Here is a 23,003-nt window from a genome sequence, read left to right as displayed (position 1 = left end):
TAATCAATTTGATTACTAATTCTTCATATACAGATTTGGACTATAAAGCAATACGGTAGTAAAAAAAGAAAAATTACGCTTTTAGTAGTTGATTAAATGATGACGTAGATTAACCATACGGCAATACATATGATAGACGGGTGCTTAATAAAAGGCTGTCCCTATTGGTGGTTGGATCTTTGACTTGATGTCAAATTTTAAGTAGCCAGAAACGTTTTTTTGATTTGAAGGTATTCATATTCAAAAAGAGCCCCTACTAGTTGTCATTAAGGCTAGCTAGTAGGGGCTCTTGATCTTTTTATGAAGAATGGTTTATTGAACGATATGAAATTATTGAAGTAATTCTTTAAAGGCATCCACAAGCGGTGTTAATGGCTTGCCTAATACCGTTTCAAAGTCATCTGATTGTACATCTAATACACCATTTTTGATGTCACCTTGGATCGCTAGGAAGAAGCCTGCTACTGGATCTGGTAATTGATTGTCAGTTAGATTTTTAACGAATGCTTCGTCGTTAGTATCTAGAGGGGTAATTTCTTTACCTATTGCTTCTGCTAGTGCTTTAGTTAAAGTAATGTAGTCTACTGGTTTCCCAGATAATTCTAGAATTTCAGGGAAAGTTTTTTCACCAGCTAAAACGATCGCAGCTGCTTCAGCGTATTCGCGACGTAATGCCCAACCTGCTTTACCATTTTCAGCGGTGTATAATAGTTTACCACTATTTAAAGCTGCACCTACAAGCGGTAGTTCATTTTCCAAGTACCAGTTGTTTCTTAAAATTGTAAATGGAATGCCGGATGCTTTGATGGCTTTTTCGGTATAACGGTGGTCAGTTGCTAGGTCGGCAGAAGATTGGTCTGCATGGGCAAAGCTTGTATAGGTGATAAAGCTAACACCAGCTTCTTTGGCTGCATTAATCGCATTTTGATGTTCTTCTTGACGAGTGCCGGGTGCTGATGAAACTAGTAATAAGCGGTCAATACCTGTGAAGGCAGCTTTTAAAGATGCTTTATCTAAGTAATTACCGATGTGTACTGTATAGCCAGCTTCAGCAAGTGGCGTAGCTTTTTCTTTACTACGCGCTAAGATGTGGATATCTGATACGGGAACTAATGTTTTTAATTTGTCTAATGCGAGGCCACCAAAGGCACCTGTTGCGCCAGTTACTAAATATTTCATGAATAAACACTCCTTTTTCATTAACTTGTAACAATTAAAGTTACAGGTTAATGATAGTGAATGTGCTATAATAAGTCAAGAGAAAAGAGGTGGGATATTCAGATGAAATATTCAGTAAAATTTAGTAATGCTATTCATATTCTAGTTTATATCGAGATGCTTCAAGGCACAGACTTATCTAGTGAGGTCATTGCCAAAAGTGTGAATGCTAATCCCGTTTCTGTTAGACGCATTATGAGTAGCCTTAAAAAGGCTGGCCTGATCACCAGTCAATCAGGAAAAGCCAATCCGAAATTAAGTAGAGAACCCGAAAATATTTCGTTTTACGATATCTATCAAGCAATTGATGAAGCGCAACAACTATTTCGTGTGGATGAGAAGACAGCACCTGCCTGTATCGTAGGAGGTAATATCCAAGGTGTATTAGCCGAAAAATATGATCGATTGCAACGTAGCGTTGAATTGGAGATGCAGCAAATCAACTTAGCGGATATTATCCATACCGTCTCTCAAAGTGCCAATCAATCTGAATCAAACGACGAAGAAACTAAGCAAATACTTCAACGATTTTTATAAAAATAAGCTAAGTCGATAATACTTGGGGGTGCGCTATGTCATCCAGTAAAGAATATTTAGATTATATTTTAGAACAACTAGGGAACTTATAAGATATTACTCATCGAGCCATGATGGGAGAGTATATTATGTATTATGCAGGAAAAATTGTAGGTGGTACTTATTAAAAAGGGAATTTTTTTGTTTATGGGGCTACGGCAATTCACCTGGTGATACTTTATTTGTAAATATTTGATTGGATTGGCAAGGTGTGCTGATAGTAGGTAGGAGTGCTTTAGGGAGTGTGGGAATTGAAAAATCATTAGTGGTTTATCCGGTTTGAGTGACACTTAGCTAACTAACGAAAGAAGAACCAGTTGAAGGTGGCATTAAACCTGAAACAATCCGTTTATCTTTAGACTCGAAGGTGTCAGTAATATCATGACAGATCTAGACAAAGTATCAGCAGTAATTTAATGCGTAAGTAAAAGTTGCGGAGAGATTACCTGTAAGCAAAAATTCAGTTGATGAAGCTATAAAACTAATTTTAAAAAGTTATAGGCTACATATTTATTAATATAATGAATAAAGCTTAACAAAAGGTTTAAAATGAAAAGAAAATTAAAATTAAAGGTTGACTTATCATCAAAATGCCATTATCATATATCTAAATTGATATATGCAATACGCGATGATGGGATAAGTATTTTATGACCCTTGTTGAGAGAGCCTATGTGTGGTGGAAGTAGGTCAAGGAGATTAGAAGAAAATGGTCTTGGAGCATAATAGTTTAAGCCTAAGATAGGTGAGGATTATTCGGGAGCCCCCGTTACAGGGAAAGAGTATAATGATTTTTTAACGTACTCTGTGAGTTTATATTAGCGATAATATAATAAATTAAGGTGGTACCATGAAGTAGCTTTCATCCTTTGCATAAGCAAGGGATGGAAGCTTTTTTTATAAAAAAAATTATAAAATCGGGGGAATTTATTATGACAAAAGACTATAGAATTGAGACACAAGCCATTCACGCTGCCCAAACGATTGATGAAACAGGGTCACGTGCTGTTCCTCTACACCAAACAACAGCTTATGTTTTTGATGATGTAGCGCAAGGAGCTAATCGTTTTGCCTTAACAGAAGGTGGCAATATCTATACACGAATCACAAATCCTACTCAGGGCGTCTTTGAAGGTAGAGTGGCTGCTTTAGAAGGTGGTTCAGCTGGTTTGGCTGTCGCTTCGGGTATGGCCGCTATTTCTTATGCTATTCAAGTTTTAGCTAAAGCAGGAGATCACATTGTAGCGACAGCTAACCTATATGGCGGAAGCCACAACTTATTTGAACATACTTTCAAGGACTTCGGTATCGATGTGACGATAGTAGATACGAGTGATTTAGCGAATGTAGACCAAGCTATTCAAGACAATACTAAGGCTGTATTTGTAGAAACAATTGGCAATCCGGCTGGAAATATTGAAGATATTAGTGGCTTAGCTGAAGTAGCGCATAAACATGGTATTCCACTAATCGTTGATAATACTTTTGCAACACCTTATCTATCACGACCTATTGAACATGGTGCAGATATTGTTGTCCATTCAGCGACTAAATTTATTGGTGGTCATGGTACTTCAATCGGTGGGGTAATTGTAGAAAGTGGACAGTTTGACTGGAAACAAAATGATAAGTTCCCAGGCTTAAGTCAAGCAGATCCAACTTATAATGATCTTGTTTTCGCAGATGCCTTTGGCCCAGCAGCATATACTACAAAAATTCGTGCGACGCTATTACGAGATACTGGGGCTTCAATTTCACCTTTCAATGCGTGGTTATTAGTTCAAGGCTTAGAATCATTACACGTACGTATGGATCGTCATGTTGAAAATGCAGAGAAAGTGGCTACATTCTTAGCGCAACACGACAAAGTAGAATGGGTTGATTATGCGGGGTTAGAAAGTAGCCCATATTATAGCTTAAAAGAAAAATACTTACCTCTAGGGGCGGGTTCAATCTTTACCTTTGGTGTTAAAGGTGGCTATGAAGGTGGGGTTAATTTCATTGAAAATTTAGAATTATTCTCTCTATTAGCGAATGTTGGAGATGCTAAATCATTAGTGGTTCACCCCGCTTCAATGACCCATAGTCAGTTAACTGAAGAAGAACTAGCTGAAGGTGGTATTAAGCCTGAAACAATCCGTTTATCTATCGGAATTGAAAATGTGGATGATATCATAGCTGACTTAGATAAAGCATTAGCTGCGATTTAACGACTTAGTGAAAGATAGATTGATGTAGGAACAATTTTATTGGTTATGCAGGCTATAATTGAATAGATTATAGCCTTTTTTATCCCAAAAATAATAGTCTTGATTGTATATATTACAATATAAAATATACAATCATACTTTCAATAATTTGAGAAAAACGAACGTTAAAAAGTTAGATAAGTTTAGGTTGTTAGAGGACTGATAGGGAGATTTTATTTTGGAAATAGAACCCGAATAATTATGCTACGGTATTTTATGTTGGTTTGTTGTTGGGATTATTACTGGTGATATTGGTAAAGGTACAGCGACTGGCTTTACATTTTTTTCATATTAGCCTTTTTCGATGATCTTCTGATAAAATAGGTTAAACAAATGGTTGCGACTATAAAAAAATCGAGACCTTTAAAAGGAGCCCATCATGAACGAAGGTAATAAAAGAAGTAATATTCAAATTGGTAACCAGGTAAAAATTGTTCAAAAACAGGACCAACAATCTGGAAAATTAACAGAGGGTATTGTGGGTAAAATCCTGACAAACTCTCAAAACCATCCACATGGTATTAAAGTCATGCTAGAGATGGCACCGTTGGCCGAGTAAAGGAAATATTATAATTGAAATAATACTTTCAAATAATTAGGAAGCTAGGTATCTACAACCTTAGTGGATACCTAGCTTTTTTATTGTTGCTTCAATTAATTTATAATTTGTTGCTTGATTTGGAAGAAATGGTATATATTACATTTAAGTTAAGTGGTAGCTGAAATCTAAATTCGCGCTGTAGTATTATTTGGCTAAATTTATGACGATTGATTTTGTTGATGTATGCAGCGAGAAAAGTTTCGTGAAGTTATAATAAGGAGAAAAGTTATGGTCAAAAGTTTAAATAATGAAAAAGAACTGAATAGGATGCTCAATATAGATAGTTTTAGAAACCTTTCCAAGGATAAAATTATGAATTTTGTTTCTGAGATACCTAAAATGGGTAAAGAAATTGCAATGAACATTTGATATGAATAATTAAGATATAATGATTGAAACATCCATATTTTTAATGTTCTGTTAATAAAACCCTTGACTTCTTTTTGCCTGTCCCGTTATAATCTAGTTAATCGAATAACAACTTTAAACCAATGAAGTGGAGATAACGGTGTAACGTGCAGTTACAGGGAGTGGGGGTTACTGAGAGCCTCGCACAACGCAGTGCATCAAATGGACCACGGAGGGCGCAGTTAAAGGAAGTGTATTTTTGGAGATAAACTTCTGATTATTCTGCGACGTGACGCATACGTCAGTTGCGAGGGATATGTTAGTATCCTGCAGAGCGTACAGGCGTAGTGTCTGTAAATTCAAGGTGGTACCGCGGATGTTTTTAGAGCACCCGTCCTTGACTTGTATAAGTCATGGATGGATGCTTTTTTTGTTGTTTTCGCCCCAATCGTCATGACTAGCCGTAATTTTATGATTTTAATAATGAATTAAAAGGAGCGTACGACAATGATTAGACCAAGTTTAGAAGAGGCGAGACAGTTAGCCAAAGACCATACGATTATTCCAATTGCTTTAGAAATTTTTTCCGATGTAGCAACCTCAATCGAAGTGCTGAGAACGATCAGCAAACAATCCGACCACTTCTACCTACTGGAGAGTGTGGTGAATAAGGATAACTGGAGCCGTTATTCTTTTATTGGCTATAAACCGAACTTGTCGATCTACTCAACAGACGGTCAAGTAACCGTGCAAGAGGGCAAGCAAGAAGAAAGCTTCCAAGCAGATGATCCACTAGCATCCTTGAACGATATCCTTGACCGTTATAAGAGCCCAAGTATTGATTATTTACCGCCTTTTACAGGTGGTTTGGTTGGTTACTTGTCTTATGACTGCATCAAATATACGGAACCATCTCTACAGTTAACGAAAAATAACCCAGAAAATTTCCGGGACTACCATTTCATGTTGATGGATAAGGTCATTGCCTTTGATCACTTCCGCCAAAAGATTGTCTTAATCGTCAATATTGAAACCGATAAATTAGAAGAAAACTACATCCAAGGGGCTACAGACTTGAAGGATATGGAGCAGCTGATTATGCGTCCAGACCATGTTCGCGATGAGGACTTGACCCAAGCGGTGGGCGATTTTGAAGCTTTGTTTAGCCAAGAAGATTACGAGCGTATCGTAGAGAAAATCCAACACCATATTGTGGAGGGTGACATCTTCCAAGCGGTGGTATCCAACCGGTTTAAGGCCCCTTTTTCCGGGTCATTACTACAAACTTATCGCCTGCTTCGGACGATTAACCCGTCACCTTACATGGTCTACATGCATTTCGATGACTTAGAAATCGCGTGTGCATCACCGGAAACCCTGGTCTCTGTTCGTAACGGTGTCGCTTCATCCTTCCCATTAGCCGGTACTGTACCGCGCGGGGCAACGGATGCGGAAGATAGAGCATTGGTTGAAGGCCTTTTGGAAAATGAAAAAGAGTTGGCCGAACATGACATGCTTGTTGACTTAGCCCGCAACGATATCGGAAAGGTCGCTGAATTCGGTACCCTAGAAGTCAGTGAATACAGAGCCATCAAGCAGTTTTCACACGTCAGCCACATTTCATCCAAGGTAACAGCCAAAGTCAGACCAGACGCGACTTGTTTAGATGTCTTAAAATCAGCACTACCAGCGGGTACTTTATCCGGTGCCCCTAAGATTCGGGCCTGCCAATTGATTGATGAAATTGAAAATACCAAACGAGGCCCATATGGCGGTGCTTTAGGGTATATCGACTTTGCCGGCAACATGGATATGTGTATCGGGATCCGGATGGCTGTCTTGAAGAATGACCAAGTCTTTGTCCAATCTGGCGCAGGGATTGTGGCAGATTCAGATCCTGAAAAAGAATACTTAGAAACGAAGAACAAGGCCAAAGCCATGATGATAGCATTAGGACACGAGGAGGCGTAACCATGATTTTACTGATTGATAACTACGACAGCTTTACCTACAATCTCTACCAATTGATCGGCAAGAATACGGGTGAAGCCATCCAAGTTGTGCGAAATGACCAAGTCACCATCGAAGAAATTATTGATTTAAGTCCCTCACATATTGTCATCTCTCCTGGTCCAGGACGACCGGAGGATGCAGGCGTCACAGTAGCTGTCACCAAAGAATTGGCTGACCACTTTCCAATTTTAGGGGTTTGTCTAGGTCTTCAAGCGATGTGTCTAGCTTACGGGGCGGATATTATTCATGCCCAACCGGCTGTCCACGGGAAACAGTCGACCATTCATGTGGCGAGTGGGAGTGAGATTTTTAGAGGGTTACCGCCAGTTGTGCCAGTAGCCCGCTACCATTCGCTGATTGCGGACCGACAAAGTATGCCGGATGAGCTATTGGTGATTGCCGAATCGGACAAGGGTGAGGTGATGGCTGTGCGTCACCGTAAATATCCAATGTTTGGCGTCCAGTTCCATCCCGAGTCGATACTGACACCTTCAGGCGAAACGATGATTCAGAATTTTCTTAAAGTAGGAGGAAATACTCATGATTAACAAGGCGATTAATGAATTATTCTTAGGCAATGATTTATCTAAAGAAACGGCAGGCCAGGTTATGAACCAAATGATGGAAGGGGAAGCTACTGACAGTCAAATGGGTGCTTACCTTGCGGCTTTGCGGATGAAGGGTGAAACAATTGACGAAATTACTGCTTCAGCTGAAGTCATGCGAGATAAGGGCCTTAAATTATCCGCGAAAAAGGACGTCCTTGATATTGTTGGGACGGGTGGGGATGAGCTAAACTCCTTCAACATTTCAACCATTTCTTCCTTTGTCGTTGCGGCGGCTGGTGTTGCGGTAGCCAAACATGGTAACCGGTCAGTATCGAGTAAATGTGGGTCAGCGGATGTACTGGAAGCCTTGGGCGCAAACATTTTCCTAACGGCGGACCAAAGTGCACAAATCTTAGAGGAAACAGACTTCTGCTTTATGATCGCCCAAACTTACCATTCAGCCATGAAACATGTGGCGCCTGTCCGTAAACAATTAGGGGCCCGTACCATGTTCAATATTCTAGGTCCCTTAGCCAATCCAGCGGGTGCAACCAAACAGTTATTAGGTGTATACGACGAGAAATTAGTGGAACCGCTTGCTCAAGTATTAAACCAATTGAATGTGAAACGGGCTATGGTGGTTCACGGTCATGACGGCTTGGACGAAATTACAATTACGGATACCACAACTATTTGTGAAGTCAATGATGGTAAGGTAACTAGCTACTTTATTACCCCAGAACAATTCGGCCTTGAACGTGGTCAATTGAGCGAGCTAATCGGTGGAGACCCAGAAGAGAATGCTCAAATCGCTTTAGATATTTTAAACGGTGAACAAGGTGCCCGCCGCAATATCGTTGTCATGAACGCGGCTTGCTGCCTGTACATGGGTAAAGATGAATTGTCTTTACGCGACTGTGTTCGACTGGCTGAAGAAATGCTTGATTCAGGTAAGGCTAAAGCCAAATTAGATGAATTTATTGCCGCAACAAACCTTATTGGTCAGGAGGTCATTGCATGAGTATCTTAGATGAAATTGTTATTACCCGGGGAAAAAGGGTAGCCGAGGATAAGCTGAAAACACCTTTGGAAGAATTGTTGGTGACTTTTCCAGACCGTCATTTGCCACCATTTGCTTTTGAACAAGCCTTGAAAGAAGGGGACATGTCTTTTATATGCGAAGTGAAAAAAGCCTCGCCATCAAAGGGTTTAATTGCTAAAGAGTTCCCTTATGTGGACATTGCCAAAGATTACCAAGCGGCTGGAGCGACGGCCTTATCGGTTTTAACAGAAGAAGATTATTTCCAAGGGCGCAACCAATACTTACAGGAAATTAGCCAAGCAGTGGATATTCCCATTTTGCGGAAAGATTTTGTGATCGACCCTTACCAAATCTACCAAGCTCGGGCAATCGGGGCGGACGCTATACTATTGATTTGTGCAATCTTAAGTCCAGACCAGTTGGCCGAATACATTTCCTTAGCGGACGAATTGGGCTTGTCGGTTTTAGTGGAAGCCCATGATGCGGATGAAATCGCCATGGCCATTGAAGCTGGTAGCCGAATTATCGGGGTCAACAACCGAAATTTACATAACTTTGAAGTGGACTTCCAAAATTCGATTCGCTTGAGAAATCTGACGCCGGATGACACGGTATTTGTTGCTGAGAGTGGGATTAAGACAGCAGCGGATATCAAATTATTGCATGACAACCGGGTGGACGCGGTTTTAATCGGTGAATCTATGATGTTGGCTGAGGATAAGCAAGTGAAATTAAGTGAACTTAAAGGGGCTTTGTAATGATTAAAGTGAAAATTTGTGGCTTGAGAAGGCCGGAAGATATTGAGGCAGCGAATGCGGCTAAACCAGATTATGTGGGGTTTATCTTTGTGCCAGAAACCAAGCGGTATGTGAAGCCTGACTTAGCGGCAAGTTTTAGACGTGATTTAGCGGCGGATATTCAAACGGTGGGCGTTTTTGTAAATGCCCCAATTGAAGAGATTGTGGCGATTTGTCAGGCGGGGACTATTGATTTAGTCCAGTTACACGGCGAAGAAGACCAGGCTTATATTGCACATTTGAAGGGTCAAGTTGACCAACACATTATCAAATCGGTTGCGGTTGGGGATGAATTGGTGGTAGATCCAAATCAAGCTGACTATTTATTATTCGACAGCTTGAGTCCTAGCCGCGGTGGTTCAGGGAAGATATTTGATTGGCAAATGGTGTCAGCATACCAAGAGAAGCCCTTTTTTCTGGCTGGAGGTCTAGGGATTGGAAATATTGAAGAGGCCTTAAAAGTGGTCCGACCATATGCGGTAGACGCGTCGTCGTCACTTGAAACAGACGGGGTAAAGGATCCAGTGAAAATGCAGAAATTCGTAGCGAAAATACGGGAGGTAACACATGACTAATGGTAGATTTGGCGACTTTGGTGGCCAGTATATTCCAGAAACCTTGATGGCTGAAGTGCAACGGGTGGAGGAAGCCTACAATTTTTATAAGAATGAAGAGGCATTTCAGGCGGAGTTGACGACTTTATTAAATGATTATGCTGGTCGTCCGTCGCGTTTATATTATGCAGAGAATATGACGGCTGATTTAGGCGGGGCCAAGGTCTATTTAAAAAGAGAAGACTTGAACCATACCGGGTCGCACAAAATTAATAATGTCCTAGGGCAAGCCTTGTTGGCGAAAAAAATGGGGAAAACCCGTTTAATTGCAGAAACTGGGGCTGGTCAGCACGGGGTGGCGACAGCAACAGCGGCGGCCTTGTTGAAGATGGAATGTGAGATTTTTATGGGGCAAGAAGATACAGATCGCCAAGCTTTGAATGTCTTTCGGATGGAATTGTTAGGGGCTAAGGTTAACAGTGTGGCTAAGGGGACCAAAACCTTGAAGGATGCGGTGAATGAAACCATGCGTGAATGGAGTAACCGGGTGGAGGATACCCATTATGTTCTAGGTTCTGTCATGGGGCCTCATCCATATCCAACTATGGTGCGTGACTTCCAAAGTGTGATTTCTCGTGAAATTAAAGATGAATTCCAGAAAAATCACGGGCAATTACCGGATGCGGTCATTGCTTGTGTGGGTGGTGGGTCTAATGCTATTGGGACTTTCTACCACTTTATTGAAGATGAAGGAGTTCGGTTAATTGGGTGTGAGGCGGCTGGAAAAGGCATTCATACCACTCAACATGCAGCGACTATTGCTAAGGGGACGAGAGGTATTTTCCACGGTATGAAGAGCTTGTTTTGCCAAGATGAATATGGTCAAATTGCACCAGTTTATTCTATTTCAGCGGGGCTTGACTACCCAGGCATCGGCCCAGAACACGCCCGTTTAAATGAAGTTGGGCGCGCTGAATATGTACCGGTAACAGACGATGAAGCGGTAGCTGCCTTCGAATATTTATCTAGAATAGAAGGGATTATTCCAGCGATTGAATCAGCACATGCTGTGGCTTACGCTAAGAAGCTGGCCCCAACCATGTCACCAGACCAAAGCATTGTGATTTGTTTATCAGGACGCGGGGACAAGGATGTGGCAGCCATTGCCCGTTATAAAGGAGAAGAGATTTATGAGTAAAATAGCTGAAGCATTCCAAGATAAAAAAGCCTTTATCACCTATTTGATGGCAGGCGATCCCAACCTGGACCAATCAGCTGAAAATATCCTAGCTGCCCAAGAAGCAGGGGCTGACCTGATTGAAATCGGGATTCCATTTTCAGATCCAATCGCTGAAGGACCAGTCGTAGAAAATGCGAGCGTTCGGGCCTTATCAGCAGGGGTGCGCTTGAATAATGTCTTTGATATGGTGGCTGATTTAAAAGGTAAAATACATGTACCATTAGTTTTTATGACTTATTTAAACCCAGTTTTTGTTTACGGTTATGACAATTTCTTCGCCAAGTGTCAGGAAATTGGTATTTCGGGTATTATTATCCCTGATTTACCTTTTGAAGAACAAGAAGAAGTTAAACTAGTTGCTAGCCAATATGGGATTGAAGTGATCACTTTGATAGCCCCAACGTCAAAAAATCGAATTCGAGCGATTGCTAAAGAGGCGGAAGGGTTTATTTATTTAGTATCTTCAATGGGGGTAACTGGGGTCCGTTCAAATATCACAACGGATATTTCAGCTATGGTTGCTGAAATTCGGGCAGTTTCAGATATTCCAGTAGCAGTTGGCTTTGGTATCAACCGACCTAGTCAGGTTAAAGATATTGCAGCTAAAGCAGATGGCGTGATCGTAGGGAGTGGGATTGTGCGTCTAGTGGAAACCCACGGTGAAAAAGCAAAGCCTTACATTTACGACTACATCCATGAAATGCAAGCCGCTTTAAGATAGGATGTGAGACAGGGCGTTCAGACAGGAGACTTCTAACGCATTTAAGCGAGTATGTGCTAAAGCGTCAACTCGCTTATAAGATGGAAGAATAGTGCCGTATCACACAAAGTGTGATGCAAACTAAGCTGAAATAGAGTAGCTTCTGAATGTTCTGATTCAATTGTATAGTACAAGTACCATTATTAATTAAACCAATATACGCATGTTAGCGAGTAAGTGCTGAAGCACCAACTCGCTCATAATCTGAAACGCAGTTCTTTCTGGAAAGTTTTAGCGAAAATTCTAGCAACTTACCGTTTTTGAAAAAGGATAAGGATGAAGACAAAGCTAAGAAAAAGGGATTAAAATTACCTGGACAAGTTGAGAAGTTTTCTGGGTCTGTTGGAAAGTTTTCAAAAAATATTGGTGAGGCGTCAAGTAAGGGGCTTAAGTCCGTCGTAACAGGTTTGCCTAAGCGAGAAGTGGCCAAAGTTGAAGAAAGACTAGCCGATATAAATCAGAAATTATTGACTACTACTGAAGCTTTATCTCGTAATAGAGATATCGATGAAATGATAAATGAAGTCATCTCTTTGCCTAATCAAGATCAAGAGTTGCTATATATCGTAACAGAAGATAATGAGCAACGATTATTCATACCTGAAAGGCTCTAATGATACGGAAAATAAAATGTACATTTGAATCTGGCGTGTAAGTATAAATAGTCCAAGCAGTTTAAAATAAATTGCTTGGACTATTTTTCGTTTATTCCCTTCATATCCTAACTGTTAGGATGCGAGGTCGACGGCTTTTTTCAGGTCTTGGGTGTAGTTTTTGAGTATTTCTTTGTTTACCCGTGATAAGGGGCCAACAATAGACTAAGCAACTTGTTTGAAAAAGCTGACGTACATCTATTAGCCTGAGCAGCGCTGATTGAAGCCCACCACGCCCAAACTGCTTTGTTATCCCAAGAAGCAAGTGGCGATCCAGTTGCCTTGTCCTTACTGATGGTACACGGGCAAAATCACTTAATTACCGCCATCACCTTTAAAGATATGGCTAATGAAATCATTGCGGATTATTCAGACCTTGGGTGCCAAACCTTTCGTATTGACGATGCCAGTTGGCTATGATGGATGGCTCACTTATACCAAAAGCATTCGCTGTGTCTATATAGGACGCACCCGTGTCTTGCTTAAATCTTAAAACATTTAACTAAAAAATTTAAAGGATAGGTTGCATTTCGTCGTTTGGTTTTAAGGCCTTCTTTCCCATTGGTTTTGAATTGGTTAACCCATATTTCAATCAAACTTGTCGTTGAAATATGGTGTTTCTTAGCGAGTAAGGTGTAACCTAATGTCTCAGTTAGATACTCTTCGACAACCTTTAATTTGAATTTATATGAATGCTTTTGTGACACAAAAACGCCCCCCGTAAAGTTAGATTTTTAACTCTAACTTTCGGGGGTCACTTCAAAATCTTCCTTTTTAATTTGTCGACTGAGTTAGAAAGTTAATTTCATAAATATTAATCAGGAAACTTGCTAAGTGACTCTCAATGAGTTTGTGACGGTCAATCCAAAGAAACTCCCCACAAGCCTCGGCCTGGGGGGAGTGTACACTAACTAACCTATCTCGGTAAAGGTAATAAACATAAACATAAAGCCAACAATAATCAGTGTCACTGCTGAGACGACGAAGCCAATCTTAATCATTGGCCCAGGCTCGGCACCTTTAATGTACAGTCCAACAGTCCATGTGGAAAGAGAGGCAAGGTTGAACAGGATTAGCACACCGACTGTAAACAAGCCGATGAAGTAAGCAATGGCTAGCCAAGTGCGAGACCAGTAGGCGTTGTTGCGCGCCTCAATCAAACTATCCCCATTGCGAATTAAAACGCTGAGGTTATTGTCGCTGATTACGTCACTGTCGGAGGTCAGAGTATAGAGTGGGCGTCCAGCGGAGTCTTCGCCATCCACTGTAAAAGCTAAGTCCTGCCCATCCACTGTGACAGTCCGGTCCGCTATATTCACCATAGCAGTCGGCACGAACATGAAGTCTTGGTTGATGTCGCTAGTAATGGCGTTATGGAATTCTAAGGCTGACTTGGCTAGTAATTGTTGCTCGGACATATTGACGAAGAAGGGCGCGTTGGCCACACCGGCATCATCGCTGTCTTCACCACCCTTTGCATTTTCATCAATATACTGGTCCAAGCGCTCCAAGACTTGATTGTGCCCACCACTGAGGTAGATCTCGTAAGCCTCAGGGACGGTGGCGCGGATGGGGGCGTCAGCTTTGCTTTTGGTATAGGCTAACAAGAGGGCGGGGGCTAGGATGAGAATGATGAGACTCAAAATCTTTAGTTTTTTAGTCATTGTCGGATCCTCCTCTATTGTAGATGACCTCGCCATTTTGGGTTATAGTCTCAGCAATTAGGTATAAAACTCGGCCTCCAGAACCCGCACCCGCTCGTATGACACCAAGGCTGCGTCCATCAACCGTGACATTCCCTTCAAGTACAGGCAGGTCATCGCCCTCAAGGTAGATAATGAAGGAGGCAAAATAATCATTGTCGTCAACTTGAAGGGTCTTCCAATTTCCAGAACCTAAGTAGGTTATGATCTCGCCCGTCACATGAATTTCCTCTTGGTAGTGGGGCATGTTGACTTGGTGGTCGTCTAGTAATTGTCGGTAGATTTCCTTCTGATCAGTTTGATTAATGACCACTTGCTCATCAATCTGGTAGTCGGCGTAGATGCGGTCTGGATTATTCAACCGGTCTACAGTAGCTAGGTGGTGGACGTCTTCGTCAATCCGGACGTCTTGGGCCTGGTTGCTAGGGACGGAGTCGAAGTAGTAGGTCTCGGGGTCTTCAAGTTGAGAGGTCGGAATCTGTAGGGACATGCTGAGGGTGTTGTCAGTATAGCCGTTAGATTGGACGTGTATGCGGCCCATCTCCACATCCTCTCCCGCTTGGAATTTTTCATAGGCTAATTCGATAGCTTCCTCGTCTAAAGTCGGATCGAGTAATTTCCCGAAGAAATGGAAGTAGCTTCGCGTCATCTTATCATAATAGAGGTTGTAAGACTCGTCGAAGGTGTCGAAGCCATTAGTGAAGCGAATCTCTAGGACATTCCGCTCACCAGTCAAGCCAGAGAAAATGTAAAATTCATTCAAACGGCCAGCTTTGGCCATTTCAGATGGGTAGTAATAGACGGTGTTGCCCCACGCATCGAGGTGGTCCTCTGTCAGCTCGAAGCCAAAAGTCTGGCTTAATTGGTCCAGAATGCGATTGATATAGGCACGGTCGACAAAGACTTCTTCGCCTTCATAATCGGGGGAGAAGATATCCGGGAAATCCCCTTCTAAATCATAGAAAGAGTTAGTGAGATTCACAGTGTCAGCATTGTTATAAAGCGACAGCGGGAAATGGTAAGAGACCTCAATATAATCATGATTGTGATGACGGTGTTGCGAAGCATCAAAGCTATGACCTGATAGCTCAATCTTGTCTGTCGAAGTGGAATCCTCAACCCAAGGGGCATAGACTTCACGTAAGTTTGCCTCAGAGATCGTCGGATCCACAAGATGAATCAGACTGACAAAAGTATCAAAGTCCAAAGACGGATTCGGCAGTATATACTGATAGATATAGATAAGGTCACGGTTTTCATCCATCCCCGAAAAGAACCCAACCATTACGTCCTCATCCTCAATCGGAACTAGTGCAGGATAGCGATTGTTCCTCTCCATGGCCTCCAGGACAAAATCCTTAGAAATCTCCACCTCAAAGTCCTCAATCACTTCATTGTACAAACGGTTTGTCAAGCCAGACCCAGAAAAAGGCACAGCCGCGCCTTCATAATCCTTCCTAAAGACAGGAGATAGAGACTGAGCCTCCGCCCTTTGAATAGGTATTAAAGAAAGTAAAAAGCACAGTAAGATAATCTTCTTCATCATTTCACTCCTCAAAAAATCATCCAAGTGATTACTATATTAACCATCAGAGAAAAAAGCAAACAATAACTTGATTATAATATAATATTAAATGAAGGTTGGGACAAGTGATATGCGTAGGGGAGGGTGAAAAAGAAATAAATTGTAGTTAGAATAAAAAATCGAGATGAATTAAATTATTTTTGAATTGTCAATATAAGCTAGACAAACGTGAGTCATTTATGTAATTTGAAAATACTTCCAAAGGTGTTTGATAATTTAATGATTTTCTAACAAGGTGACCAAACTCATCTTTAAATAGAGGGTAGTCTTTTTCTCTTTCAGAGATATTTCTTTTGAACGCTTGTTTTCCCCGTCGTTCTTGGTGTTCGTTTAACTTTCTCTTACCTTTCATAGGGAGTGTTGTGATATCAAAGATGCCATATTTAAATCGACGATATAAGGTTCTCATTGAACAACTGATTGGCTGTTCAAAACATCCAATGATGACATCTAGTCGCCATCCTTGAGCAACTTTTTCTTTAATATACTTCGGTTCCTTTTTAGGTAAAGTGACTTTATGTCTACTGCAACATTTTTTATTTTTGTGTAGTGTTTGTAGTAGTCGATCGCTGCGTTACCTTTCTGCTCTTTCTATTACAGTAGGGTTAGTAGCTCATGAAATTAATATTATGGAGCAATCACTAGACTTTCATAAAAAAGAATTATGGACACCGATAGCCGATGAAAATGAGCTATCTCCTTTTACACGAGTTGATCCGGGTATTAATAATATATTAAAACCAGAAGATGTTCACGATGGTGGTAACATGATATTACGAGAAAGCGGTGGAAACATTAAAGAAAATATGAGTGGTAAGCTACCTTTATTGTCAAACTTACCAATGGAAAGATTATTTACATACGATGTGGGTTCTAGTTTTTCAGCACCTATGGTTACAAATATACTTGGGAAAATTGCAAATAAATATCCAAATGGATCTGCTAATTTGTTGAAAAACCTATTGTTACAATCAACTAGATTACCTGAAATCAAAAATGTTAAAGGGACTAATACCGATAAGAAGAAGTTTCATTTTAACTCATTAGGTTACGGTTTACCAAACTATGAGTATGCTATAGCGTCCTTTGATAATAGAGTAGTTTTATTGGATGAAGCTACAATTGGATTAAACAAGATTCAAGTCTATTCTGTTGATGTTCCAAAGCTTTTTTTCGAAGCCAAAGGTCATAAAAGGGTGCCAGTGGCGCTAACATTCAATCCACCAACAAGAATGACTCGCGGAGATAGTTATTTAGGAAATCAATTGGAGTTTAAATTATTCCATACGTTAGACTCTGATATCATTGTAAATAAATTTGCTGAAGTAGATTTAAGTGATGAGGAACAACTTGCAAATGTGATTGATAAAAAATATGAAATAGTTATGGATCCGGGAATCGATACTCGTAAAAAAGGATGCTATCAAAAAGGTGTAAAAGAGTATAAGAGGGAACCTCAAAATATACCTACTTCGTCCTGTACACTTGTTATAATTAATTCAAATAAATGTATTAATGATCTAAATTATACTCAGGATTATTGCGTGTCTATGGTGATTGAACATATAGAGGAAATTAAATTTTACAATAAAATAAGAAATACTATTCAATCAAGAGTTAGAATTCGATAATATTTACTTTTGACCTGTTCCCACGAACGTATGAAATAGTCGACATGTTACCGCATACGACCATTTCACCAAAAATCGCAAATACATCAATTCTATCAACTCGTCCCATGTTGAGGCGGTAACACTACTTGTGAAAGAGCGTTAGCGATAGAAGAAGTAGATGTTCCGCCCATGCACGGATTTTCCAAGAAGACAAGCAGAATGAGCAAGCTGAGAGGCTGAAACATTGTATGTTTAATGGTATAATTCATGAGGGAACAAAGCGACTTCATAAACGTTGGTTTAGAAAGCATATGAGTCATGTGAAAAAATATGAAAGTTGGATGTTTTATATGAAGCAATTTATTAAACATTCTCCCTTGGCTTTGGCCAAGTTGATGTGTTTGTGTGAAAACCACCAATTCTAATAAACATATTGAAAGGGGAAGCTTATGGAAATAATTATATCTTCAATGTTAGTTTTTATCTCTACGTCCATCGATTATTTGGTTGTTTTAACGATTCTTTTCTCTACCATGAATACTGGTAAACAACGATCAATTTATATTGGCCAATATATTGGAACGGGGTTGCTCGTTGGCTTTAGTCTCATTGCAGCGTACTTCCTGAACTTTATTCCACAAGATTGGGTGATCGGGTTACTTGGTTTACTTCCTTTGATTCTAGGGATTCGGGCTATCTTCATCGATGAAGATGTAGATGAAAAGGACTTGCAAGAAAAGATGTCGCATAGACAGTCAGAAGTTGCGAGTGTGGTTGCTCTGACCATTGCCCTTGGCGGAGATAATTTGGGAATTTATATTCCTTACTTTACTGGAATGTCCTTCCAGGAAGTCATGGTTGTGATCCTTGTTTTTATCATTGGGATTTTTATCTTATGTTATTTATCCAAACGACTGGCTTCGGTTCCTATGATTGGTGAAGTAGTTGAGCGTTACGAAAAAGTCATCGTACCAGTCGTTTTCATCGGCTTGGGTATTTTTATTCTGTTAGAGAATGGTACGATTCAACATCTTTGGTCACTGATTGCATAGAATTTTAAGCAGCTTCACGGATAGTAGAATATACCATTAAAGTATTTAAGGTTGAACTTAGATACATATAACACAACCGAAATATTAAAGAGGCACAGAACGATGCAATATCATTTGCATCGTTTTGTGTCTCACTTTTATGTATATTTTTAACAATTATGGATCGCAGCTTTCTTTTTCTCTAAATGGGCAATAAGTAAGCTGATATTTTATTAATAGGTTATACTTGAATGACTGAGACACTCATAGAGAAAATATGAAATATAGCATATACAAAAACATTTAAGAAGAATTTTGGTAATATATGTAGGAAGAGAAAAAGGGAGGCATGATTTATGCAACATTCATATAAATATATAATATTAGGTGGCGGGATGGCTGGGGCCAATGCCGCAATGGAAATTCGTAAGTATGACCGTGAAGGGACATTGTTGATAGTCACACAAGAAACTGACAAACCCTACTATCGTCCTCCATTAAGTAAAGAATTTTGGACAGAGCCAGACTATCCAAAAGAAACAATATATTATAATATTTCTGATGATGAATCGATTGATATCTTAACTGGGACAACTGTTAAGCAAATTAATGCCGATCAACAAACGATTGAGAATGAGAGTGGAGAAATCTATCAATATGAAAAATTGCTTTATGCACTGGGTGGCGCTCCAAAGTGGATTGATGGGCTGGAGAGTGAGCGTGTCCTAGCTTTAAGAAACCTAGAAGATTACCGAAACCTCCGAAAATTTGCCAAACCTGGGAGCAAAGTCATTATCGTTGGAGGAGGCTGGGTTGGAGCAGAACTTGCAGCAGGTCTAAAGCTGAATGATATGGATGTGACGCTTGTTTTTCCTAATGAAATATTAAATGAAAAACGACTACCACGAATGCTTGCTAAAGAATTTCAACAGCGCTTTGTAGATATTGGCGTTTCCTTGATAAACAATGCCTATGCTGATAGTTACAAAGTAGAGGACGATCAAGTAAGTCTAAAACTAGAGAATGGCGCTGTATTGAAAGCGGATATTCTTGTTTTAGGAATTGGATTAAATCCAAATGTTGAATTAGCAGAAGCAGCTGGCTTAGAAGTGGGTAATGGTGTTATTGCTGACAAGTATTTGCAAACTTCCAACAAACATATCTATGCAGCAGGAGATGTGTTGAATTATCCAGATGTAATCATAGGACGTAATCGTTTTGAACATGAAGAGCAAGCGGAGTATTCTGGGAAAGTAGCGGGACGAAACATGACGGGCGCTGAAGAAGTTTATAATCATGGTGCGCCACTCTCTTATACGGATGTCTTAGATATTTCTATTGAAGGTGTTGGTGAAATGAGTCGAAACCGTGATGATGCGATTATTGAAGAAGTTGCTGGTGGTTATATTGTTTATTATCTTTTTAAAGGTAAACCAACAGGAATTTTAACATATAATGTGAAAGTTGATATGGATAAGGCCCGTGAAATTCTGGTTAACCCACCGAAAACATTAGATAAGCTAACGAGGATGTTGAAGCCTATTTAATTGATTTGTTGAATACTAGATAGCTTCAGAATTGAAAAAGATGATAAAGAGGAATATTTTATGGAAAAATTTTCAGATAAAGTATTATCATATTTAAATAAAAACAAAGATAAAGAGTTCTACATCTATTGTTTAGTCGATACTAGTAACGATGAGGAAGAGATATTCTACATCGGTAAAGGGAAGGGGAATCGTGTCTTTAATCATGAGAAAGCTGCCTTTAATAAAAAATTAGAACTGCTATTAGAAAGTGAAGATAAAACTGAAGACTTAAAAATTAACAAAATCAGAGCTATTAAGGCAGAAGGATTTCCAATAAAAAAAGTAATTTTAAATTACTGGTTATCAGAACGAGAAGCGTTCGCGAGCGAAAACACTTTAATAAATTTATTTAACATTTTTTCGCCTCGAAACCTAACAAATAAAGTAAATGGTCATGGAGTCCGGGGAACTGAAGTGGGTGATTTGGAAAGACAGTTTGGAAGTATCCCAATGTCCATAACTGAATTACAAACTGACGAACTTATACTTGCTGTCAAGATAACAGACTCCCTCCAGTTAGATAAGGATGAAACGTATGATTACCCTTTTTACGATTGAGATGACCATAATCTTAAATCTAGAACGTTAGGGACTTGGAGAGTTGCGAAAGATAAAGCTGAAAAAGTTAAATATATTTTAGGAATCAATACGGGGATAAATAATACAGTGGTTTCTGCTTATGAAGTGACAGGATTTGAACCAAGTATTGATGAAAAAGGTCGACAACGTTTTTGTTTTCACTCAAATTCAAAGAGTGAAAATATAATGAAAGCATTAGGGGTATATCAAAGGGCTATATATGATTTAAAATTTGGGAGTGGTCAGTCAATAGTTTATATTAATAATCATTCAAACCACATTTCCAACACACTATAATCAATTATTACATGCCCAATATGACACGTTGAGACGGTAACACTACTTGTGAAAGAGCATTAGCGACAGAAGAAGTAGATGTTCCGCCCATGCACGGACTTCCCAAGAAGACAAGCCGATAGGCGCAGTCTGATTGGTAGAAGTCGTCTGCTGAGTGTGTCGTATTGCTTGAGGCTGTTAGAGCTTAGCGATATAAAGCCTCAGCTGCGTAACGAAGTTTAACTGATGCAAAAGGTTAGAGACTAAAATCTTGATGTTATAATGTTCTTGATGGACCACATAAGAACTTCCACTAATATTAAAAGGAGTAAACTTAGTTTAAAGATTAAGTGACTCCTTTTTATTATGCAAGCAGGGGTATGTCTGTAGGAACTAGTCAATAAGAGTAAGGGTGTTAGGTTGGATAGGAAAATGATCAAACTTATGAAGAAAGTAGTCAGCACGTGAGTACAGGTACACTAACCATTACTTATAGAGCTTTTATATAAGCTTGAATTCAAAGCCTACATTGATAGTTTTGAACATGTAGGCGTATGTTTGTTTTAAGTTCCTTATGTGACTTTAGCAGTTCTGACGGTATCGGTCATCGTCGTTTATCTCGTTGAATTTCTTTTAATTAGATTAAAAGACTCAGTATATAAGCTTTTGTACTGACCCCCAAAAGTTAGAATTAAAAATCTAACTTTCAAGTAAGTCTTTGGTGACTAAATGGACCAATCAATACAAGCAGTTTGGCGAAGCGGGCTTACGTCATCAAATAACGAAGCAACACTATCCTTTAAATTTTAAGCTAGATGTTTAAGATTTAAGCAAGACACTGGCGCTTCCTATAAAGAGACTGCGAATCTATTCAACATTAAAGACCCGTCGATTATAGCGAATTGGAAACGAACTTATTTAACTGAAGGTGCCAAAGGTCTGAATAAACCGCAAGGGAGACCGCCTAAGATGCCTAAATATTCAAAAAATGTGAAGGGTTCAAACAAGAAGTCAACGCCTAAAACCGATGAACTTAACTTATTAAAACAAGAAAATGAATACTTACGTCTGGAGCTAGCTTACTTAAAAAAGTTAAGAGCGCTGGGCTTGAAAGACCCACGCGCAAACAACAAGCCATGATTGTCTATGAATTAAGTCAGGAAAAGTTTAAGCTTAAAGATGTTTTGAGCGTAACTGGCTTACCAGAATCAACTTATCATTATCACTATTCAAAAAAAGAAACGAAAAATAAAGATGAAGCGCTCGAAAGTCTTATTCAAGAAATTTTCGATGAAAATGATGGCAACTACGGGTATCGTCGTATTCAAAAGGCGCTTAAAAATAAAGGGCATCAAGTTAACCACAAACGAGTTAAACGCTTGATGGACCAGTTAGGAATCAAGTGCACTAAGTTTTCTCATAAAAATCGCCGCTATAATTCTTACAAAGGAACAGTGGGTAAGACCGCTAAAAACAAACTGAATCGCCGATTTACCACACCGATTCCTTTACAAAAACTCGTGACAGATGTGACCGAGTTTAAGTGTTTAGACGACCAAAAACTTTACTTAAGTCCAATATTAGATTTATATAACGGTGAGATTATTTCGTTTAAGATATCCAATCATCCGACATTAGATATTGCCTTAGATCCTTTAAATGAGGCACTCGCTTTGGTCACGGAACATGCGTTGTATCGAACGACCATCCACAGTGATCAAGGTTGGCATTATCAACATAATTCATGGGTGAATGCCTTAAAACAACACGGTATCTTTCAAAGCATGTCTCGCAAAGGCAATTGCTTAGATAACTCACCGATGGAAAATTTCTTTAGTCTCTTAAAACAAGAAATGTATTATGGTGTCGAACAAGTAAGTTATGATACAATAAAAGAGCGCATCGAACATTATATAGATTATAATCATCGACGTATCAAAACAAAATTGAGCGGCTTATCTCCGGTTGCATACCGAAAACAAGACACTCAATTAGCTGCTTAATATTCAATTAAATAAACTCCAACTT

The 23,003-nt window shown here is 39.6% G+C and carries 23 protein-coding genes, 4 pseudogenes and 1 other annotated feature; of the genes and pseudogenes, 21 read left to right on the top strand and 6 right to left on the bottom strand.

The genetic code is table 11. The features are described from left to right. Positions 1–330 precede the first annotated feature (330 nt). Complete coding sequence (locus ACTQ5J_RS09065) at positions 331–1,179, bottom strand: SDR family oxidoreductase (protein ID WP_441752462.1); 849 nt, start codon at positions 1,177–1,179, stop codon at positions 331–333. A gap of 102 nt (positions 1,180–1,281) precedes the next feature. Between ACTQ5J_RS09065 and ACTQ5J_RS09060 the strand changes: the two genes are divergently transcribed. The 14 genes and pseudogenes from ACTQ5J_RS09060 to ACTQ5J_RS08995 form a co-directional block, all read left to right on the top strand. Then, a complete protein-coding gene (locus ACTQ5J_RS09060) occupies positions 1,282–1,755 on the top strand; it encodes an Rrf2 family transcriptional regulator (protein WP_441752461.1) in 474 nt (157 codons plus the stop codon). A 35-nt stretch (positions 1,756–1,790) separates the two neighbouring features. Further along, a pseudogene (locus tag ACTQ5J_RS09055) lies at positions 1,791–1,919 on the top strand (TfoX/Sxy family protein); the annotation flags it as partial. 497 nt (positions 1,920–2,416) lie between these two features. Beyond that, positions 2,417–2,667 (top strand) — a binding site (T-box leader). A gap of 59 nt (positions 2,668–2,726) precedes the next feature. After that, positions 2,727–4,004, top strand: a complete 1,278-nt coding sequence (locus ACTQ5J_RS09050; protein WP_441752460.1) for an O-acetylhomoserine aminocarboxypropyltransferase/cysteine synthase family protein — start codon at positions 2,727–2,729, stop codon at positions 4,002–4,004. Positions 4,005–4,422: 418 nt separating this feature from the next. Then, positions 4,423–4,602: a YwbE family protein gene (locus ACTQ5J_RS09045; protein ID WP_441752459.1), complete on the top strand. Its 180-nt coding sequence runs from the start codon at positions 4,423–4,425 to the stop codon at positions 4,600–4,602. A gap of 270 nt (positions 4,603–4,872) precedes the next feature. After that, complete coding sequence (locus ACTQ5J_RS09040) at positions 4,873–5,013, top strand: hypothetical protein (RefSeq protein ID WP_153833292.1); 141 nt, start codon at positions 4,873–4,875, stop codon at positions 5,011–5,013. 486 nt (positions 5,014–5,499) lie between these two features. Beyond that, entirely contained in the window at positions 5,500–6,963 is a 1,464-nt protein-coding gene (locus ACTQ5J_RS09035) for an anthranilate synthase component I family protein (RefSeq protein ID WP_441752458.1), read from the top strand. 2 nt (positions 6,964–6,965) lie between these two features. Beyond that, a complete protein-coding gene (locus ACTQ5J_RS09030) occupies positions 6,966–7,553 on the top strand; it encodes an anthranilate synthase component II (protein ID WP_441752457.1) in 588 nt (195 codons plus the stop codon). Beyond that, entirely contained in the window at positions 7,546–8,574 is a 1,029-nt protein-coding gene (trpD, locus tag ACTQ5J_RS09025; RefSeq protein WP_153833295.1) for an anthranilate phosphoribosyltransferase, read from the top strand. Before ACTQ5J_RS09030 ends, trpD begins: the two co-directional genes overlap by 8 nt. Further along, complete coding sequence (trpC, locus tag ACTQ5J_RS09020; RefSeq protein ID WP_441752456.1) at positions 8,571–9,353, top strand: indole-3-glycerol phosphate synthase TrpC; 783 nt, start codon at positions 8,571–8,573, stop codon at positions 9,351–9,353. Before trpD ends, trpC begins: the two co-directional genes overlap by 4 nt. Further along, positions 9,353–9,967, top strand: coding sequence for a phosphoribosylanthranilate isomerase (locus ACTQ5J_RS09015; protein ID WP_153833297.1), 615 nt, complete (start codon positions 9,353–9,355; stop codon positions 9,965–9,967). Before trpC ends, ACTQ5J_RS09015 begins: the two co-directional genes overlap by 1 nt. Further along, positions 9,960–11,144, top strand: a complete 1,185-nt coding sequence (trpB, locus tag ACTQ5J_RS09010) for a tryptophan synthase subunit beta (protein WP_441752455.1) — start codon at positions 9,960–9,962, stop codon at positions 11,142–11,144. Before ACTQ5J_RS09015 ends, trpB begins: the two co-directional genes overlap by 8 nt. After that, positions 11,137–11,907 (top strand): tryptophan synthase subunit alpha, encoded by a 771-nt coding sequence (trpA, locus tag ACTQ5J_RS09005; protein ID WP_441752454.1) that lies wholly within the window; start codon positions 11,137–11,139, stop codon positions 11,905–11,907. The genes trpB and trpA overlap by 8 nt, the downstream gene beginning before the upstream one ends. A gap of 299 nt (positions 11,908–12,206) precedes the next feature. Then, positions 12,207–12,560, top strand: coding sequence for a hypothetical protein (locus ACTQ5J_RS09000; RefSeq protein ID WP_441752453.1), 354 nt, complete (start codon positions 12,207–12,209; stop codon positions 12,558–12,560). A gap of 255 nt (positions 12,561–12,815) precedes the next feature. Next, positions 12,816–12,953, top strand: a pseudogene (locus ACTQ5J_RS08995) (PTS lactose/cellobiose transporter subunit IIA); the annotation flags it as partial. Between the two features lies 1 nt (position 12,954). Here ACTQ5J_RS08995 and ACTQ5J_RS08990 read toward each other — a convergent pair. The 5 genes and pseudogenes from ACTQ5J_RS08990 to ACTQ5J_RS08970 form a co-directional block, all read right to left on the bottom strand. Continuing rightward, complete coding sequence (locus tag ACTQ5J_RS08990; protein WP_441752513.1) at positions 12,955–13,059, bottom strand: helix-turn-helix domain-containing protein; 105 nt, start codon at positions 13,057–13,059, stop codon at positions 12,955–12,957. A 22-nt stretch (positions 13,060–13,081) separates the two neighbouring features. Further along, positions 13,082–13,306, bottom strand: coding sequence for a helix-turn-helix domain-containing protein (locus ACTQ5J_RS08985; protein ID WP_441752452.1), 225 nt, complete (start codon positions 13,304–13,306; stop codon positions 13,082–13,084). A 204-nt stretch (positions 13,307–13,510) separates the two neighbouring features. Continuing rightward, positions 13,511–14,263 carry a hypothetical protein gene (locus tag ACTQ5J_RS08980; protein ID WP_441752451.1) on the bottom strand — a complete coding sequence of 251 codons (753 nt, stop codon included), beginning with the start codon at positions 14,261–14,263 and terminating at the stop codon, positions 13,511–13,513. Continuing rightward, positions 14,256–15,845: a hypothetical protein gene (locus ACTQ5J_RS08975; RefSeq protein WP_441752450.1), complete on the bottom strand. Its 1,590-nt coding sequence runs from the start codon at positions 15,843–15,845 to the stop codon at positions 14,256–14,258. Before ACTQ5J_RS08975 ends, ACTQ5J_RS08980 begins: the two co-directional genes overlap by 8 nt. Positions 15,846–16,119: 274 nt before the next feature. Continuing rightward, positions 16,120–16,457: pseudogene (locus tag ACTQ5J_RS08970) on the bottom strand (IS30 family transposase); the annotation flags it as partial. Between ACTQ5J_RS08970 and ACTQ5J_RS08965 the strand changes: the two are divergent. The 7 genes and pseudogenes from ACTQ5J_RS08965 (at position 16,457) to ACTQ5J_RS08935 (ending at position 22,978) form a co-directional block, all read left to right on the top strand. After that, the gene (locus ACTQ5J_RS08965; protein ID WP_441752512.1) at positions 16,457–17,518 is read left to right on the top strand and encodes a S8 family serine peptidase; all 1,062 of its coding nucleotides are present in this window, start codon (positions 16,457–16,459) and stop codon (positions 17,516–17,518) included. The pseudogene ACTQ5J_RS08970 and the gene ACTQ5J_RS08965 sit on opposite strands and share 1 nt — an antisense overlap. Before the next feature lie 431 nt (positions 17,519–17,949). Next, positions 17,950–18,552 carry a CadD family cadmium resistance transporter gene (locus tag ACTQ5J_RS08960; RefSeq protein ID WP_441752449.1) on the top strand — a complete coding sequence of 201 codons (603 nt, stop codon included), beginning with the start codon at positions 17,950–17,952 and terminating at the stop codon, positions 18,550–18,552. 335 nt (positions 18,553–18,887) lie between these two features. Further along, positions 18,888–20,078: an NAD(P)/FAD-dependent oxidoreductase gene (locus ACTQ5J_RS08955; RefSeq protein ID WP_441752448.1), complete on the top strand. Its 1,191-nt coding sequence runs from the start codon at positions 18,888–18,890 to the stop codon at positions 20,076–20,078. A 60-nt stretch (positions 20,079–20,138) separates the two neighbouring features. Next, positions 20,139–20,678, top strand: coding sequence for an LEM-3-like GIY-YIG domain-containing protein (locus ACTQ5J_RS08950; protein WP_441752447.1), 540 nt, complete (start codon positions 20,139–20,141; stop codon positions 20,676–20,678). 1,122 nt (positions 20,679–21,800) lie between these two features. Next, positions 21,801–21,926, top strand: a pseudogene (locus ACTQ5J_RS08945) (helix-turn-helix domain-containing protein); the annotation flags it as partial. 18 nt (positions 21,927–21,944) lie between these two features. Continuing rightward, the gene (locus ACTQ5J_RS08940; RefSeq protein WP_441752446.1) at positions 21,945–22,115 is read left to right on the top strand and encodes a transposase; all 171 of its coding nucleotides are present in this window, start codon (positions 21,945–21,947) and stop codon (positions 22,113–22,115) included. Beyond that, entirely contained in the window at positions 22,112–22,978 is an 867-nt protein-coding gene (locus tag ACTQ5J_RS08935) for an IS3 family transposase (RefSeq protein WP_441752445.1), read from the top strand. Before ACTQ5J_RS08940 ends, ACTQ5J_RS08935 begins: the two co-directional genes overlap by 4 nt. Positions 22,979–23,003 lie beyond the last annotated feature (25 nt).

Origin of the sequence: Fundicoccus sp. Sow4_F4, assembly GCF_052116145.1 — a bacterium.
In the GTDB taxonomy this organism is placed as follows: domain Bacteria; phylum Bacillota; class Bacilli; order Lactobacillales; family Aerococcaceae; genus Fundicoccus.
The sequence above is the reverse complement of the archived record's forward strand: the minus strand, read 5'-3'. Positions and strand labels throughout refer to the sequence as shown.